17 protein-coding genes and 1 pseudogene are annotated in these 17437 nt (G+C 39.6%); 10 read left to right on the top strand and 8 right to left on the bottom strand.

Annotated elements, in window-relative coordinates:
- Positions 1-367: 367 nt before the first annotated feature.
- From AAEU31_RS13340 to AAEU31_RS13365, 6 genes are all read right to left on the bottom strand, one after another.
- Positions 368-811: a ferritin-like domain-containing protein gene (locus AAEU31_RS13340; RefSeq protein ID WP_054554697.1), complete on the bottom strand. Its 444-nt coding sequence runs from the start codon at positions 809-811 to the stop codon at positions 368-370.
- Positions 812-997: 186 nt separating this feature from the next.
- The gene (locus tag AAEU31_RS13345) at positions 998-1936 is read right to left on the bottom strand and encodes a LysR family transcriptional regulator (protein ID WP_054554698.1); all 939 of its coding nucleotides are present in this window, start codon (positions 1934-1936) and stop codon (positions 998-1000) included.
- 16 nt (positions 1937-1952) lie between these two features.
- The gene (aceK, locus tag AAEU31_RS13350) at positions 1953-3677 is read right to left on the bottom strand and encodes a bifunctional isocitrate dehydrogenase kinase/phosphatase (RefSeq protein WP_421967470.1); all 1725 of its coding nucleotides are present in this window, start codon (positions 3675-3677) and stop codon (positions 1953-1955) included.
- Between the two features lie 91 nt (positions 3678-3768).
- Positions 3769-4248 carry a DUF4124 domain-containing protein gene (locus AAEU31_RS13355; protein WP_295510385.1) on the bottom strand — a complete coding sequence of 160 codons (480 nt, stop codon included), beginning with the start codon at positions 4246-4248 and terminating at the stop codon, positions 3769-3771.
- Between the two features lie 84 nt (positions 4249-4332).
- Positions 4333-5826: a DUF3413 domain-containing protein gene (locus tag AAEU31_RS13360; protein WP_421967471.1), complete on the bottom strand. Its 1494-nt coding sequence runs from the start codon at positions 5824-5826 to the stop codon at positions 4333-4335.
- Between the two features lie 5 nt (positions 5827-5831).
- Positions 5832-6044 (bottom strand): YejL family protein, encoded by a 213-nt coding sequence (locus AAEU31_RS13365; protein WP_036967930.1) that lies wholly within the window; start codon positions 6042-6044, stop codon positions 5832-5834.
- Positions 6045-6107: 63 nt separating this feature from the next.
- Here AAEU31_RS13365 and yejK point away from each other — a divergent pair, with 63 nt between their 5' ends.
- The 6 genes and pseudogenes from yejK to AAEU31_RS13395 all read left to right on the top strand — a co-directional run bounded on the left by yejK (position 6108) and on the right by AAEU31_RS13395 (position 10496).
- The gene (gene yejK, locus AAEU31_RS13370) at positions 6108-7124 is read left to right on the top strand and encodes a nucleoid-associated protein YejK (RefSeq protein ID WP_421967472.1); all 1017 of its coding nucleotides are present in this window, start codon (positions 6108-6110) and stop codon (positions 7122-7124) included.
- A 376-nt stretch (positions 7125-7500) separates the two neighbouring features.
- The gene (locus AAEU31_RS13375) at positions 7501-7989 is read left to right on the top strand and encodes a DUF4760 domain-containing protein (protein ID WP_421967473.1); all 489 of its coding nucleotides are present in this window, start codon (positions 7501-7503) and stop codon (positions 7987-7989) included.
- A gap of 73 nt (positions 7990-8062) precedes the next feature.
- Positions 8063-8512: pseudogene (locus tag AAEU31_RS13380) on the top strand (DUF3291 domain-containing protein).
- Positions 8513-9040, top strand: coding sequence for a GNAT family N-acetyltransferase (locus tag AAEU31_RS13385; RefSeq protein ID WP_421967474.1), 528 nt, complete (start codon positions 8513-8515; stop codon positions 9038-9040).
- A complete protein-coding gene (locus tag AAEU31_RS13390; protein WP_421967475.1) occupies positions 9037-9402 on the top strand; it encodes a cupin domain-containing protein in 366 nt (121 codons plus the stop codon). The genes AAEU31_RS13385 and AAEU31_RS13390 overlap by 4 nt, the downstream gene beginning before the upstream one ends.
- 227 nt (positions 9403-9629) lie before the next feature.
- A complete protein-coding gene (locus AAEU31_RS13395) occupies positions 9630-10496 on the top strand; it encodes a PhzF family phenazine biosynthesis protein (RefSeq protein WP_421967476.1) in 867 nt (288 codons plus the stop codon).
- A gap of 59 nt (positions 10497-10555) precedes the next feature.
- Here the strand turns inward: AAEU31_RS13395 and rne are convergent, their stop codons facing one another.
- Positions 10556-13777: a ribonuclease E gene (rne, locus tag AAEU31_RS13400; RefSeq protein ID WP_421967477.1), complete on the bottom strand. Its 3222-nt coding sequence runs from the start codon at positions 13775-13777 to the stop codon at positions 10556-10558.
- Positions 13778-14396: 619 nt separating this feature from the next.
- Here rne and rluC point away from each other — a divergent pair.
- Positions 14397-15365 carry a 23S rRNA pseudouridine(955/2504/2580) synthase RluC gene (rluC, locus tag AAEU31_RS13405; protein WP_138558443.1) on the top strand — a complete coding sequence of 323 codons (969 nt, stop codon included), beginning with the start codon at positions 14397-14399 and terminating at the stop codon, positions 15363-15365.
- The gene (locus AAEU31_RS13410; RefSeq protein ID WP_421967478.1) at positions 15352-16044 is read left to right on the top strand and encodes an HAD family hydrolase; all 693 of its coding nucleotides are present in this window, start codon (positions 15352-15354) and stop codon (positions 16042-16044) included. The genes rluC and AAEU31_RS13410 overlap by 14 nt, the downstream gene beginning before the upstream one ends.
- Here the strand turns inward: AAEU31_RS13410 and AAEU31_RS13415 are convergent.
- Positions 15992-16588 carry a Maf family protein gene (locus AAEU31_RS13415; RefSeq protein ID WP_421967479.1) on the bottom strand — a complete coding sequence of 199 codons (597 nt, stop codon included), beginning with the start codon at positions 16586-16588 and terminating at the stop codon, positions 15992-15994. The two genes, AAEU31_RS13410 and AAEU31_RS13415, sit on opposite strands and share 53 nt — an antisense overlap.
- A gap of 141 nt (positions 16589-16729) precedes the next feature.
- Between AAEU31_RS13415 and yceD the strand changes: the two genes are divergently transcribed.
- Both yceD and rpmF read left to right on the top strand, forming a co-directional pair.
- Positions 16730-17254 (top strand): 23S rRNA accumulation protein YceD, encoded by a 525-nt coding sequence (gene yceD, locus AAEU31_RS13420; RefSeq protein WP_421967480.1) that lies wholly within the window; start codon positions 16730-16732, stop codon positions 17252-17254.
- 10 nt (positions 17255-17264) lie between these two features.
- A complete protein-coding gene (gene rpmF, locus AAEU31_RS13425) occupies positions 17265-17435 on the top strand; it encodes a 50S ribosomal protein L32 (protein WP_036967969.1) in 171 nt (56 codons plus the stop codon).
- Positions 17436-17437 lie beyond the last annotated feature (2 nt).

Genomic DNA, 17437 nt, shown 5'->3' on the forward strand with positions numbered 1-17437 from the left:
GTAACAAACTTCTTAACTAATTGCCAATACTACTAAAACACAGTGGTTTTAGCTTTTGTCACGGAACAAAAACGAGCGATTGGGTCGTTTTCTTGACTATGCGAGCAATATACTTTTACGAAATAGAAAAGCAATTTTGAATGGCCGAAGTTCGCTCTTTTGAGTAATTCGCCTTAACACATTTTGGGGCAATAACGAGTTATGTCAGCTATTGGACCTTAGTCGAACTTTGGCATGGATGGTGGGTTAGCTCTTAGTTGCCTTTCAAATAAACCTCCAACCTAATAGATAAACTCTCAGATGAGATATAAACCGCTTACCTAAACAGATAAAAGCCCAGCTTAACTGGGCTTTGCACTCTCACAATTTAATGCTTTTTCATTTTACTCATTTCGGCATGACAACTTTGAATTGTCAGCAGGGTTTTTGATAACGCGGCTTCACAATCATGGGGTTGTGGTTTTTTAAGCGCATGTTTGATTTCAGCTAGTGTTTTATCTTCAACTTCTTCAAGTTCGCTAACATAGGTGGCGTTTTTGTCGGCACCTAGTTTAGTAATTAGTGATGTATAGGCTTTACGTGCTTCTACAGCAAAATCAGAGCCATTTTCGCGCTCGCCATTTTCGTTAATAGCATAAGGTTGTAAGCGCTCAACACTTACTTTACGCGCATCTATCATGCGTTGAAATAAGGCAATAATGCTTGGGTCGGTTACTTTTTCCTGAGCTTTTTCATAAAAATCGATACCGCTATTCATAACTTGGATGATATCTGCAATATGATGAACGTCTTGTCCTTGATGAGTATTCATAATGACCTCTTTTTGAATATTAAAAACAATGCAATTAGATACTTGCAAAGCATATTCCAGTTCATTACTTAAATATAAAGTTGATTTATTTCAGGTGGTTGTTGGTTTTTAATAGGACGGAACCTGCTGATAAGCTAAGTTAATACTTTGCTTATCAGCAATAATTACAATTTGGTGGGTAAAATCTTACTTAAGCTCGTCGGCCACTTCTGCAACCTTTTGGCGTAACCAAATATGGCTTGCATCACGGTGTAATAGCGGGCTCCAAATCATATCGAGCTCAAATGGCGGAATAGGGAATGGCGGCTCAAGAATTTTAAGGCCCGGATCGTCTAAATAAATATTTGCTGCTTTTGATGGTAAGGTTGCAACCAAGTTTTGTTCTTTCGCTAAGTGAATGGCAACGTGGTAGTTACGGGTAAAGGTGGCAATATTACGGTGTTTACCAAAGTGAGCGAGCGCCTCATCGACCCAGCCTAGCTTTTGCACATCTTTAGGGTCCATACCAACACCTACACCAAAGCCTGTTTTACTTACCCAGATGTGGCGCGCTTTTAAATAGCTGTCGAGGCTAAAGTCTTTAATAATCGGGTTATCTGCTTTTACTAGGCAACAAAAGCTGTCTTTCCAAATTTGCTTATAGTGAAACGATTGCGGTAAGTTTTCAAAGCGGTTGATAGCCATATCCACTTTACCGTTTTCAACATCGTGGAAGGTTACATCACTTGGGGTCAAAATATCGAGTGTGGTATCAGGGGCTTCTTCGTGTAATTTACTTAACAAGCGTGGGGCAAGGGTACTTGCTGCATAGTCACTGGCCATGATGCGAAAAACACGTTTACTTTGTGATGCTTCAAACTCGCGGTTTGGTGCAAGTGTTTCTTCAAGGGTCATTAATATGCCGCGGATCACTGGCTGTAACTCTTTTGCACGCTCTGTCGGTACCATACCCTCACTGGTACGCACCAAAATTGGGTCGTTAAATAAATTACGTAAGCGTTTTAAGCCATTACTCATTGCTGGCTGGGTAATGCTAAGCTGGTTAGCTGCTTTGGTTACATTACATTCCCTGAGAAGAGTATCTAGGTAAACAAGTAAGTTTAAATCTATTTTACTAATATTCATTCTGTGTCCTTGGTGTTTACCAATAATGGATAAATCGTTGTGCAGCAGGGTATGGGTAAATATGGCTTACTACACCTTGCTTAAAGTTGTATTGTGCTTGTCGCCAATAGGCTGGATCTTCAAGCTCTGGGTGTGTACTCAATAAGTATTTCTTATACACCGGGTTTGCTGTCACAAAGGTACATAATTGCTCTGGAAACACATCTTGTGGTGCCAAAGAGTAGCTTTGCTCATTGGTTAGGTAATCATCGTACGTTTTGGCCTTAGGTAAGGCACGAAAATTCATATCGGTTAGATACTGAACTTCATCGTAGTCATAAAAAATAACGCGATTATGTTTACTCACCCCAAAGTTTTTCAACAGCATGTCGCCTGGGAAAATATTAACGGCGATCATTTCTTTTAAGGCTTGGCCATATTCTTCTATTGCCTCAAAAGCTTGTTGCTCACTGGCATTTTCAAGATAAAGATTTAACGGTGTCATCCGTCTTTCAATATATAAATGCTTGATGATTAGCCATTCGCCTTCAATAATCATCGAAGAACCAATGGTTTTATGTAACTCTTCAAGTAATTTACTATCAAATCGGGCTAGTGGAAATACGACGTTCGAATACTCTATGGTATCGGCCATGCGACCGACACGATCATGACTTTTTACTAATTGGTAGCGTTTTAATACGGTATCGCGGCCAAAGGGTTTGCTTTCACCAAAGGTGTCTTTAATGACTTTAAATACATAGCCAAACGAGGGCAGGGTAAATACCATCATTACCATACCTGGTGTACCGGGGGCTATAACGAGCTGGTCATTTGAATGATCTAAATGACTTAAAAACTCACGATAAAATTCGGTCTTACCTTGTTTATGAAAACCTATGGCGTTGTAAAGCTCTGCCAGTGTTTTATTAGGCATAAGCTGATTTAAAAAGCGCACTAACGCAGATGGTGCATGGGTTTCAACCATAAAATAAGCGCGCGCAAAACCAAAGATAACCCGCATTTGTGATGATTTGGTAAGTAGGGCGTCAAGGTATAGGCCTTTGTCTTCGTGGTGCAATACCGCAATAATAAATGGCTGTACGCCACTTTCTGAAACGACCCGGCCAACAATATAAGCGGCTTTGTTACGGTAAAAAGGGGCTTGCAGTATATCAAAGCGCATTTGCCATGCTTGATGATGTGTATCGGGCGCTTGCTTATAAAAGGCTTTTACCAGCAAGCGAATATCGCGTTCTAAATCAACAAAGGAGGCTTTAAAATCAAACTGGTTAATAATTTTGCGAATAGTAGGTCTTAAACCATCAACAACCGGGTGGTAACTACGGTATTCGGCTTCCATTGGCAATGCTGGGGCATCTGCTAGCGTTGCTTTTACAAATATAAAGTCATTATTAAAATAACGGCGATGGAATAAACGACAAAAAACTGAGTTGTAAAAGGTTTCGGCGAGTTCTGCTTGAGGGTGAAAGCGCAAAAATTGCTGATAAAGTTGTTTGGTTTCAAGCCAGCAGGTTTGGTCTAAGGTAATAATTTGCTGTTCATTAAGCGATTTGAGCTTAGCAATGGTTTCGTTAACCCGATCATCGTAATGGCTAATTCTGAGTTTGCTTATTTCATTTATTTTTTGCCAATCACGCTGTGCAAACGCGAGTGGCGCTTTAGCAGTAATTGCTTGAAAGAGTTTATAGTGATTGCGAAACCCAGATAAAATTAACTCTGCAATGTGTTGTGGCTGCATATAAACTCCTTACTTATACCAAAATAGAGCAATAACTCTATAAGTGTTAAGAATATGTTATTTATTCTTCAAACCCAATAGTAAAGTGTATTTAATTATATCGAGCGAGTTTTTTCTCTAAGTTTACGATTTTTTTGTTAATGTTTTTCACGTCTCGCACGTATTGCTTATTAATTGCTTTAAGCTGTTTATTTATGTCTTTGTTAATTTCTTTCGCTTTTTTATCTGACAACCTTCTATTTAAGCGTTGTTCTTGTTGATATTGCGCTCTATCTCGATCGCGGCTCAAAATATCTAAACGATACTTATAACTACGGATCTCTGCTTCGAGATCTCTAATAATTTGCTGGCGCTCTAATTCATTCAGCTCTTTAACATAATTATTAGGTGCTTTAATGTCGGGATCGGTAACGTGGATTTTGTGCTTGGTTGCACGGTTACCGCAGGGGTATTCACTAAAAACGGTGCCTCTGTCTGTGACGCACTTATAGTATTCAGTTGTTGCAGCAAGTGATGAAAGGGAGCAAGTCAACAAACAAACTATTATTGAAAAAGTGATTATAGTTTTCATGACATCCATGTCTCCTAAATCAGTAAAAGGGCTGTGTGTGGGTATATTTAAAACTAGCTCGTAATAATGATTTATCAATAATCACTAAGGCGTATAACGTTTTAGTTTTTTAATACTTTGCACCAAAAACGGGACATCAAGTCTTTGCTCAATCGCAAAACCTTGTGCAGCAGAAATATTTTTAAAATTACCATCAGAGTCAATCAGAGTAATTCGGTCTTTCTTAAAGGCAATGAAAACATCTTGAGAATAGTTAACACCGGTATCATCATGGCGTTTATATAAATTGCTTCCCAGCATAGTTTGCTTTGCGAGCGTATTACAGCTGAAATAATGGCCAACACTTGTGGCAATGATATCGCTTGGTTGGATAAGACCATCAGTTTGCACCACTTTTTTGTCTGAGCTGTATAAGCGTGAGGCTGTGACAATTCCATTGCTGTTATTAGCTAAACTAAAGGCAAAAACGGCATTTGCTGCTTCACGTGGGCGTGTAGTTTCATCCGCGCGAATAAGACGAATAGCCGGATTTATATCTTCGTTGTTAATAAATTCGAATTGTTCAAAACCATTAATTTGTATTGAGCGATTATCTGCAAGCCAAACAGGGAGTTGCTGTTTGTCTAGAATCGGGGCTTTGTAAAATGCTGGTAGGCCGTACACTAAACTAAATAACGTGTCTTCAGCTTCGATAGGTTGTAAGAACAAGTCTGTCTTACGAAGTGCAGGTTCAGTGCTAACAAATTGCTCAAGAGCGTTATTGTTTTCAAATACCAAAATATCAATTGTGGCACTTGAGTCAGCCTTACATTCAGCAAGTGGAGTAGGTGCTAAGTAATCTATGTTGTGTGGGTCTAATCTAACATCATGCGCTTCTTTATAGCTTTCGATATCTAGTAAATCATTTTTAGCTAATAAGCTTTTTGCCGTTGTTGGATAAGACAATGGCAATACATTATCTTGTTTAGTGATGTCGAACTTTAAGTTGGCATCAGCCCAAATATGAATGCTATGGCTCAGTGCAAAACACACTAGAATCGTGCTTGTCGCATAACGCGGAAATTTATATTGCTTTAAGCGTGCTAAGTGGTGCCATGTATAGTTACTTACTAATAACTGAAACGCTAAAATTAAAAGTACAATACCACCCGCTAGAATCGTGGTAAGAGCAGGTGAGCTTGTTAAGCGGTGCCAAAGCAAAGACACAATTTCGGGTAGTGCAGATGTATTTAAGTGATAACCCAAGTTGAAATACACATAGGCATCAAGTGTCAATAATGAAGCACCAAGCGTTGCGATAATAGCCGCCATCCCTCGGATATGCCGAGGGTATGGAAACACTAAGCTTAATGGAAATATCGTCAAAACAAAGGCAATAAAAGTAATAAAGCTGGTGTGGCTTAACCAAGTTACGAGCATGTATAAATAGCCCATAAAGGTGGTTGGTGCACTGTCTGCAACTAAGTAGCTTACGCTAATAAATAGTACTAAGCCTATGTTTGCAAAGGTGAACCAATGTCCCCAACTTAGAAGCTGACTTACTTTTGATGAGAATTGACTTTGTTGCGATAAATTCATAAATCTTATTTAACCGACTGAGCTAATGCTTTGGCGAAATTGTCGGCAACCGCTTGTCTTTTCTCTGATGGTACATGCTCTTTTAAAATATGCGTGATAGAATTTCCTAAACACATAAGGCTTAAATCAACAGGCGCTTTGTGCTCTGTTAGTACATCGATCAGCTGATCAACGATTTGTTCTACTTGCTCATTAGAATATTTTGATATGATAGGCATCAGTTGGTTCGGTAAAAAGAGTTATATTCCCGTATTTTAACACCAGAGGCGTGAAAAACAAAGATGACAATAGATGTTAAAAAATTAGTCGTTCATTATGTAGACAAAAAAGATGACGACACAGATATTCATTTACGCAATGATGAGATGGTTGTTAACGATAAAGTGGCCGTTTTTATTGAACAGCTACACCATGCATACAATGGTAAGCCGGGTAAAGGTTATTGCGCATTCAGTGGCGAGAAAAACAGTATTGTTGCATCAGCTATGCAAAGCTACCGTAATAACGAGCTTGGTTTTTGGCACATGACAGAGCAAGCGACAAATGTGCTAAAAGAAGAGCTAAATAAGTATGCCTTCAACGAAACGGGTTATTTAGTTTTTTGCCATTATCAGTATGTTGCGAGTGACTTTTTGTTAATTGCCATGATTAATATTAAAGAGCACTACTCAATTACTTCTGAGCTTGATCTAGCGTCATCACGTCATTTAGATATTTCGCGTATGCAATTAGCTGCACGTGTAGATTTAACAGCGTGGGATGCGCAACCAGAAGATAATCGCTATGTGTCGTTTATTAAAGGTCGTGCTGGTCGTAAAGTAGCAGACTTCTTCTTAGACTTTTTAGGTTGTGAAGAGGGCATTGACCCGAAACAGCAAAGCCAAGTTATGCTTAATGCCGTAGAAGATTACTTATCTGAGCAACAATACGATAAGTCAGAAAAAGACGAGCTACGCAAACAAGTTTTTGATTACTGTAATGATTGTGTAACTACAGGTGAAGATGCCAATGTTAAAGCACTTTCTGCGACATTATCAAAAAGTGACGACAGCCCATTTGAAAGCTTTTGCCAAGAACAAAATTATGACTTAGAAGAGTCGTTCCCTGTTGATAAGAAAACAGTTACCAGCATGGTTAAGTTTTCAGGTATGGGCGGCGGTGTTAGCGTGAGCTTTGAACGTAAACACTTAGGTGAGCGCGTAATGTATAACGAAGCAACCGATACCCTTGTGATCAAAGGTATTCCACCTAATCTTAAAGATCAGCTACAGCGCTTTATGGAGCAAGAAGAAAGTTAATCTGACTCAAGCTTCAAGCGATAAGCTGAGAGAGAATAGTTTTTAGCCCAGCACTTGCTGGGTGTTTTATTTTTTGGGTACTTAAATCACTATTACGTACAAGGAAGAAACATTACACCACTATAGTTTTGTAGCGGCAAATAGTTGAAAGGATCTGCTAGATACTGTCAGCCTTTTCAGAAAAGTTTTTAGAGTGGTTAAGTGAAAAGAGTATTTAAATTTTTCCCTAATCATTAGAGGTTGTAGAATAAAATTAAATTAATTCTTTATAGCTAATATTAAATTTTTTTTATTTTTTAATGTGGCTGGGGGTTTATAGTTAATTATAAATAGATTATTTTCAGATTACGATTAATTGCTGATGAGATGGGTGTAAATGGAAAGTTATATCGCAATTTTAATTTCGGCTGGGTTCACATCGATAATTGGTAGTATTGCTGTGATTGTCAACTTTCGAATTAATCAAAGGAATAGGAAAATAAATAACACATTACAGTTGGCTAAAGATTTTGATCAAGATCATTCATTTGTTCAGGTTAGAATGTTCATGTGGGAGAAGTTTTTAGACTTACCTAAAAATAATTATGATTGGGAAGACTTAATTATTGAGTATCAATCTAATGAAAAACCATCAGAGTTAGTGAATATTACAGATAATGATTTAATAGCACTAAATAGAGTCGCAGCTTTTTATAAAATGATAGCTGGATTAATAGAAAACAATGAAGTTGATATAAAGCTTCTACGCTCTTTGTTTGGTTACAATTATAATAGGTTTTGGCAACCTTTAAGAGATAAATTCGAAACTCATACGAATAAAAATGATAGGCCATTGTTTGTTAAAATTCCTGAGCTAGAGGATTGATTTTGAGCTTATGCTATAAATAGGTATTGTAGAATTTATAGCAATTAAGAAAGAGAAGTGATTAGGAACATAAATGAAACTTGCCCAGCTAAATATTGCACTAGCTAAATATCCATTAGATGTGCCAAAAATAAAAGATTTTGTTGATAATCTCGATTTAATAAATGGCGTTGCTGAAAGTAATGCTGCTTTTGTATGGTGATTGAAAGATAAATCAGCTGATGCCACTAATATTAAACTATTTGATGATCTGAATATGATTATCAATATGTCTGTGTGGGAAAGCGCTGATGATCTAAAAATCTTTATGTTTCGCACTCACCACAGAGATTTTATGCACAGAAAAGGTGAATGGTTTCACCGTTTAGAAGAAGATAGCTATGTTTTATGGTGGATTGAAGATAACCATATTCCAACCCCTCAAGAGGTATTAGAAAGATTGCAATATCTGCGAGAAAACGGTGACACTCCTCATGCTTTTATATTTAAAAGTAATTTTATGGCTGAAGATCATAGAGGGTAAATGACTCTTTCATTTAACACTGCAAGATTAAATGTCATTGAAGTAAATTCTAATGCAGCTAAATCAGAGCGTACTGCTCTAGTTAAAGCTTTACCTTCGATATTAACCCCCGCTGTAGTTGCAAATTTACCGAGTTATTTTCAAGGCATAGAATCTAAATTAGCGGCTGAAGAGTGGCTTAATAAAATGCTTAAAGAATGCCATTTATTAATGCTGCAGTCTTCAGAAAGTGAAATTATAGGGTTCTTGTTTGTATATAGCGATAACCCAAATGCCCATATTGGTTACTTATTAGCTGAGCAATATTGGGGGAAGGGCCTTGCATTTGAATTACTGCATGGCTTTATCAACTTGGTTTATACCCACCCACAATGGCATAAGCTTATCGCTGGTGTTGATAAATCAAATACCGCGTCAGTTAAGCTTTTAAATAAACTTTCATTTGTTCAGCAAGATGAAGTGATAAATGATATGTTGTTTTGTGAATTTGACTTACGCAAAGAGCCTTTTGGAGAAGAGAAACGATGACTTACGAAGCAGTTAACTTTAAAGATAAGTTTTCTAAATTCACTGAACATTGGTCGCCACGGGTCATTGCCGAAATGAATGACTATCAATTCAAACTCGCTAAAGTTGAAGGAGAGTTTGTTTGGCATGATCATCCTGATACTGATGAAGTATTCATAGTTATTGAAGGGATACTTGAAATTGAGTTTAGGGATGGCGCTGTGACTTTGGAAGCTGGTGAGTTATTTGTAATTCCTAAGGGTGTTGAGCATAAACCAAAAGCAAACAGCGAATGCAAAATAATGCTTGTTGAACCCAAAGGGGTTGTAAATACAGGTAATGCGGGTGGGCAATTGACTGCCACAAATGATGTATGGGTGTAGCGATAATTTCGATGTCAGATTCAGAACAGTAAGAATTAAACCTTAAAAAACCGACGCATCTTAGTGTTTTTGTGCTTTTACTATTTGGCTTATACTCGTGTTTTTATTTCAGGTAATATATAAAAATCAGCCAATTTGGATCTCAACTAACAAGGCACTAGTTGCATAACGATATATTTTAAGCTTGTGCGGTGATCCTAGTTTTTAACTTAAGTATGGAAAAAGTAATGACAATAACTGCATTTTTAGTTAATTCATTTACCGCAGAGGGAACAGGTGGCAACCCTGCAGGTGTGGTATTAAATGCTGACAATCTTTCAGATACAGAAAAATTGAAGATTGCAAAAGAAGTTGGCTTTTCAGAAACGGCATTTGTAGCCCAAGATCATGAAGTTGACTTTGCAGTATCATTTTTCACGACAACAGAAGAAGTTGATTTTTGCGGCCATGCAACACTTGCGGTGTTCGCTACGTTTTATGAAAAGGGTTTATTAAAACCAGGTTATTATACTCAGCGAACAAAAGCGGGTTTGTTAGGCGTCACAATTGCCGAAGACGGCAAAATTACTATGGAGCAAGCTTTACCAAAATATCTTGGTGGCTTTTCTTATAGTGACCTTGCAGGCTTATTAGGGCTTGATGAAACTATACTTGCAGCAACAGGTTTACCAATTGACATAATAACCACAGGCTTGCCTGATATTATCGTTGCTGTGCCTAATGGCTACTTAGATAAAATGACTATTGATGAAGAAGCGCTGAGCGAATTTTGTCAACAACATAAAGTGATCGGTGTTCACGCATTTGAGCTTTTAGAGAGCGAAAGTGGGCTAACAGCAAGTTGTCGTAATTTTGCTCCTTTGGTTGGTATACCTGAAGAATCAGCAACGGGGAGTGCCAATGGTGCGCTTGCTTGCTATTTAACTAAACATGTATTTGTTCAGCAAGAAAACCATTTTCAGTTTGAACAAGGTCGAGCAATGGGCTGTCGCTCACATATTTCTACAAGTGTTTACTCGGATGAGCAGGGCGTAAGAAAAGTGTTAGTGGGCGGATACGCCAGTGCCATCGGCACACAAAAAATCGAGATTTAGTGTACATCTAAAACAAAAAAGCCGCGTTTCATAACGCGGCTTTTTTATATAGCTATCAACTAGTCAGTAGATAATGTTTTCGTCATTTCTGCTCGCGCTCTACCTGCAGGTTTAACTGAACCTGGGCGTAGACCACTATCAGGAATAGCGTCACGTTTATCATGTGCCATAGCCGCCGGAGTAGGTTGTGGCTCGCTGTCTGCAACTGGCGCTGGTTTTGCCATTGCTGCGCTTGCTGAACCTTTAACTAACATTGTTTTTTCATTGTTAGGTGTTGGTTTAGCTTCTTCAGCTTTAACTGGCTCTTCAGCTTTTACTGGCTCTTCAGCTTGTGCTGGCTCTTCAGCTTTTACTGGCTCTTCAGCTTGTGCTGGCTCTTCAGCTTGTACTGGTTCGTCAGCTTGTACTGGCTCTTCAGCTTGTGCTGGTTCGTCAGCTTTTACTGGTTCTTCAGCTTGTACTGGCTCTTCAGCTTGTACTGGCTCTTCAGCTTTAACTGGTTCGTCAGCTTGTACTGGTTCGTCAGCTTGTACTGGTTCGTCAGCTTTAACTGGTTCTTCAGCTTTTACTGGCTCTTCAGCTTTAACTGGCTCTTCAGCTTTTACTGGTTCTTCAGCTTTAACTGGTTCTTCAGCTTTAACTGGCTCTTCAGCTTTAACTGGCTCTTCAGCTTTTACTGGTTCTTCAGCTTTAACTGGTTCTTCAGCTTTAACTGATTCTTCAGCTTGTACTGGCTCTTCAGTTTTAACTGGTTCTTCAGCTTGTACTGGCTGTTCAGTTTGTGACTGCTTTGCTTTTAACTCAGCTTCATACTCTGCAGCGGCTTGATCTGCAACTGGAATAAACGCAGGTGCGTCACTTTTCGCATCACTTGATTTTTCGTCTTGCTCTGGGCGACGACGACGTTGACCAGCGGCACGTAAATGACGCGGTGAACGACGAGAGCGAGTACGAGGTTGAGCTTGTTCTTCATCAGTTGATGCTTCAACTACAGATTCAACTTGCTCTGTTTGTTTTGGCTCAGCGTCAGCTTTCACAGGTTCAGCTTTTACTTGTGATTCAGCAACTTGTTGCTCTGCTTGTTCAGTCTCAACTGCAGCCGATTCTTTTGCAGGCTTAGCTGGTTTTTCAGCTTTTGGTGCTTGCTCTACCGGTTCATTAGTTTGTACTGAATTAGCATCATCTGCATTTTCGTCTTTAACGCGAACTTTCTTGCGCAAGTTACGGCGTTGACGACGAACCTTTGGTTTAGTTTCCTTCGGTTGCTCAGACTGTGTTTCTTGTGCCGTTTCTTTTGTCGTTTGCTCTACATCATCAGTGCGTTTTTCATTACGCTTTCTGTTGTTAGAATTACGACGACGCTTGTTACGATTTTCGTTACCTTCTTTTTGCTCAGGTGTTGAAGTATTTGTATTTTCTTCTTTAGCCTGTGCGTCTTCAGGGCGTTTGTTACGAGAGTTACGACGGCGCTGATTGTTGCTACGACGACGGTTATCGTTGTTGCGACGATTATTGCTACGTCTTTGTGCTGCCTTTTTCTCTTCTTGCTCTTTCTCTGTTTCGTCTTCAGCAGTGCTAAATAACGATTTGAAGAACTTACCAATTGCAGCAAATAAACCACCTTCAGACTTTTTAGCTGCAGGAGTTGCTTGCTCAGCTTTAGGTGCTGCTTGAGGAGCCGGTGTAGTCGGCATAACGACACCTTTTAAAACTGGCTCTTCACGAACTGGTGCTGTAGGCGCTTTAGCCATTTCAAATGCTTCTGGCTCAGGCGCAACAACTTGCTCGTAGCTCACTGTTTCGATTGTTTCGTCTTTACGTAAGCGAATTACTTCGTAATGTGGCGTTTCCATGTGTTGATTAGGAATGATCACTACATCAACGTTGTGGCGCTTTTCGATGCGTTGAACACTACGACGCTTTTCGTTTAATAAGTAAGCGGCAACAGCAACAGGCACTTGTGCATTAACTTGTGATGTGTTGTCTTTAATTGCTTCTTCTTCGATTAAGCGAAGGATAGACAGAGCAATTGATTCGTTTGAGCGAATCGTACCTTGTCCATTACAACGAGGACATGGACCTTGGCTCGCTTCGCCTAATGAAGGGCGTAAACGTTGACGCGACATTTCAAGTAGACCAAAGCGTGAGATCTTACCGATTTGAACACGTGCTCTATCAGGACGAGCGGCATCTTTTAAACGGTTCTCAACTTCACGTTGGTGACGTGGTGGGGTCATATCGATGAAATCGATAACAATAAGACCACCTAAGTCACGTAAACGTAATTGACGCGCAATTTCGTCTGCTGCTTCTAAGTTTGTATTAAGCGCAGTTTCTTCAATATCACCGCCTTTAGTGGCTTTTGACGAGTTAATATCGATAGATGTTAACGCTTCAGTTGGATCAATAACAATTGAGCCACCTGATGGTAAGCGAACTTCACGTTGGAAAGCTGACTCGATTTGGCTTTCTATCTGGTAATGAGTAAATAGCGGTACATCACCTTGATAAAGCTTTACGCGGCTCATGAAGTCTGGGCGGAAACGCTCAATGTGCGCTTTCGCTTCTTCGAATACACGTGCTTTATCAATTAATATTTCGCCAATATCACGACGTAAATAGTCACGAATCGCGCGGAATATTACGTTGCTTTCTTGGTGAATTAAGAACGGAGCTGGGCCACTGTCAGCTGCTTGCTGAATAGCTTGCCAATGCACCAATAATGCTTTTAAGTCGTACTCTAACTCTTCAAAAGACTTACCAACACCTGCAGTACGAACAATTAAGCCCATACCTTTAGGAAGTTCTAAACGGCTTAGTGCTTCTTTAAGTTCAGTACGCTCATCACCTTCGATACGGCGAGAAATACCACCTGCACGTGGGTTGTTCGGCATAAGTACTAAATAGCTACCAGCAACACTGATAAAGGTTGTTAACGCAGCACCTTTTTGGCCACGCTCTTCTTTATCAACTTGCACGATAACTTCCTGACCTTCTTTGATCACGTCACGAATGTTCGGACGGCCTTGGAATGTATAGCCTTGTGGGAAGTAGGTGCGAGCTATTTCTTTAAGTGGAAGGAAACCATGTCTTTCAGCGCCATAATCTACAAAGGCAGCTTCTAGTGACGGTTCGATACGGGTAATTTTACCCTTGTAAATATTTGCTTTTTTTTGTTCGTGACCCGGGCTCTCTATGTCTAAATCATACAGGCGCTGGCCATCAACCAGTGCAACGCGCATTTCTTCTTGCTGCGTCGCATTGATTAGCATACGTTTCATATTGTTACTCTACTAATTTTGTCGCTGACATGACGAAGTAAAATCGTCTGTTCAGTGGTATTTGACGGTTATTCTTGTGCAGTCTCACGACTGGGTAAAGTCAAAACCCTAGGTTGTTTGCTTACATTGAGCATCAGTATAGTGTGGCAGACAATAACATGCTGTCATGTTATTAGATTCTATTTGGTGCCAAAACTGCCGCATTTTTTGCGGTTTTAATTTACGAGTTTTGTCCTGAAGTCGACCAGATTTCAATTTTTATTCAATGTCTTGCTACAACAGCTGCTTCTGAATGACGATGTTACGTTGTCACTATCAGTCAATTTATCTTGTTCAATTGCTTTTTATGTTCATTAATCAACATTCGTGCTCAAATTATTCAGGCGATATATTACGCGCACCGCCGATAATTGAACGCTCGTGTTGGCTGGGTAATTATAAAAGCTTTGGAAAACTTAGCGCGGATCTGTATGATCGGCAACCCAGAATATGCATCACGAATGTATTAATGTGATAAAAGCACCGTTGTTACTTGCAAACTTATGTTCGCAGCGGCGATTATCCCACTAATACAACCGGGTTAGCAACTAAATTATTTACTTAAATCAGTGATTAGGCAATGTCAGAAAAAACCGGCTTACAAGTTTCGTTTGTTACCATCAGTGAAGACCATCTAGGTCAACGTATTGATAACTTTCTTATTACCCACCTAAAAGGTGTGCCTAAAAGTGCAGTTTACAAAATCCTTCGTAAAGGCGAAGTGCGAGTAAATAAAAAACGCATTAAACCTGTTTACAAATTACAACTTAACGATGTTGTTCGCATTCCGCCTATTAAAGTCGCTGAAAAGGAAGAGTTCGTTCCGAAGAAACTTGATAAAGTTAAACAACTTGAAGATGCGATTTTGTTTGAAGACAAGTATTTAATGGTTATTAACAAACCTTCAGGAATGGCTGTTCACGGTGGCAGTGGCTTAAGCTATGGCTTAATCGAGGCACTACGTGTGCTTCGTCCTGAAGAGCGCAGCTTAGAGCTTGTCCATCGATTAGACCGCGACACATCAGGCTGTTTACTTATCTCAAAACGTCGTTCAGTGCTTACTGATTTACATAAGCAGTTACGCGAAAAAACCATGGAAAAAAACTATTGGGCACTTGTTGATGGCCAATGGGATGCGAAAACTAAAAACGTCACCGAAGGGCTTCGTAAAAACACTTTAAAATCAGGTGAGCGAGTAGTGCGTGTAGATAATACCGAGGGTAAACCATCGCATACACGTTTTCGTGTCCTTGAGCGTTATGCTGAATGCTCATTAGTACAAGCATCGCCAGTTACTGGCCGTACACACCAAATTCGTGTGCATACACAATGCAAAGGCCACCCAATTGCGTGTGATGATAAATACGGTGTGGCAGAGTTTGATCAGTACGTGAATAAGTTAACTGGATTGAATCGTTTATTCTTGCATGCCCATGATTTGCGTTTTATGCACCCTAAAAATGAAACGACTATGCATGTTGAAGCGCCATTAGATAATGCACTTCAAAACTGTATCAAAAAGCTACGTGCAGATAATGAACAAGTTTAAGTTAGTTATTTTTGATTGGGATGGCACTGTAATGGACTCAGTGCCAAAAGTCGTCAACTGTTTGCGTAATACGGCTCGTGAATTAGGAATTGATATTCCATCTGAACAGCAAGCCAAGGATGTTATCGGTTTGTCGCTGGCAAAAGCAGCTGAAGTGCTTTTTCCTGCCCATGCACATTTAAACGATGAGCTAGTGGCAAGTTATAAAGCGCAGTATCGTGAGTTGGATGTAACAACTACGCCGCTATTTGCAGATGTAGAAACTGTGCTAAAGCAGCTAAGCGAGGCTGGCATGCAACTCGCTGTGGCTACCGGTAAAGGGCGTGAAGGCATCGACAGATTACTTAATGAGTCAGGTCTTGGTCAGTACTTTGTAAATGTAAAATGCTCAGATGATGCTAAGTCGAAGCCATCACCGGACATGCTTGAGCAAATTTTGCACGAGCAGGGTATAGCTAAACGTGATGCCGTAATGATTGGCGATAGCCAACTCGATATGGCAATGGCTAACGCTGCAGGTATTGCCTGTATTGGTGTTAGTTTTGGCGCTCATAGCCCGGCGCAGTTACAAAAACATACGCCGTTATGTGTTGTTGATTCATACCAACAACTATTGCAGGTTTTAACTACGCCCCTTGCAGCGTCAACACATCAACACCAAACTCAGCCAGTAGTTTAGTTAATGTGATCAGTGGCAGGCCTATAAGTGTATTTGGGTCATCGCCACTGAGTTTTTCAAATAGGCAAATACCTAACCCTTCACTTTTGAAGCTTCCAGCACAATTGTATGGTTGTTCAGCATCACAATAGGCATTAATTTGCTCAAATGTGAGTGTTTTAAATGTCACATCAAAGGGCACTACGGTGGTAATTGCTTTACCACTTTTTATATCAAATACACTCAAACCCGTTAAAAATGTCACTGTATGGCCACTAAATGCCGATAGTTGCTTAATAGCATTCTCTTTAATATGAGGCTTACCTAAAATTGTATTGCTGAATACCGCAACCTGATCAGAGCCTATAACTAAACCTTTATCAAAATGCTTTATTGCTTCACGGGCTTTTTGTTCACTTAAACGCGCTACCAATTGCTCGGGTGTTTCAGCTTTAAAAGGGGTTTCGTCAATATCTGGAGAGAAACTTTCAAAAGGTAGATTGAATTTAGTTAATAATTGCTGTCTAAATGGTGAGCTTGACGCTAATATAAGTGTTGGTTTCATAATAAATTCTGGATGAAAATTGTATTTTGCCAAGGATAAGCCACATTGAATCCGAAAACAAAGCAGAAGATCGTTAAAAACCGGCTAAAAATGGTTTTTTACTTTGACTAACTTACTAACTATCTATATGATGCAGCCCCTATGCAAAAGGTGAAAATTCCCATCACTCTTCATCCCAGCAAAGCAGCACAAAATCGTTTAACGTATGACGGTATTGTACAGCTTGAAAAACTTTCTCGTTTAGAGCAAGTTGTGCAGGAAGAAGCAGGTGAAATAGCGGTAAAGATTCATTGCAAAATTGATGAGCAAGGTTTAGTGGTAATAAGTGGAAACTTATCAACACATGTAACTGTAACTTGTCAACGCTGCAATGGTGAATTAGGGTTGGATTTGGAACAAGACTTTGTGTATTCGCCAGTTGGTTTGGATGCAGAGTCAGATCATCTACCTGCAGGTTACGATGAAGTAGAACTGGACGAAAACGGTGAAATCAACGTATTTGAGTTAATCGAAGACGAATTGATTTTGGCTATTCCAATAGTGCCTACACACAACGAAACCTCGTGCAGTTATTCATCAGAGCCTGCCAGCTTTGGTAAATTAGCGGCAAAAGATGACAAACCAAATCCATTTGATATTTTGAAACAACTTAAGAAAGATTCTTAGGAGAAGACTAATGGCTGTACAAAAAAGCAAAAAGTCTCGTGCAAGACGCGGCATGCGCCGTTCACACGATGCGATCAGTGGTCCAACTTTAACTGTAGATCAAGTTTCTGGTGAGACTCACCGTCGTCACCACGTAACTGCTGACGGTTACTATAAAGGCGTTAAAGTAATTTCTAACTAAGA

This window comes from Pseudoalteromonas thalassia (assembly GCF_049257215.1).
Lineage (GTDB): Bacteria > Pseudomonadota > Gammaproteobacteria > Enterobacterales > Alteromonadaceae > Pseudoalteromonas > Pseudoalteromonas lipolytica_C.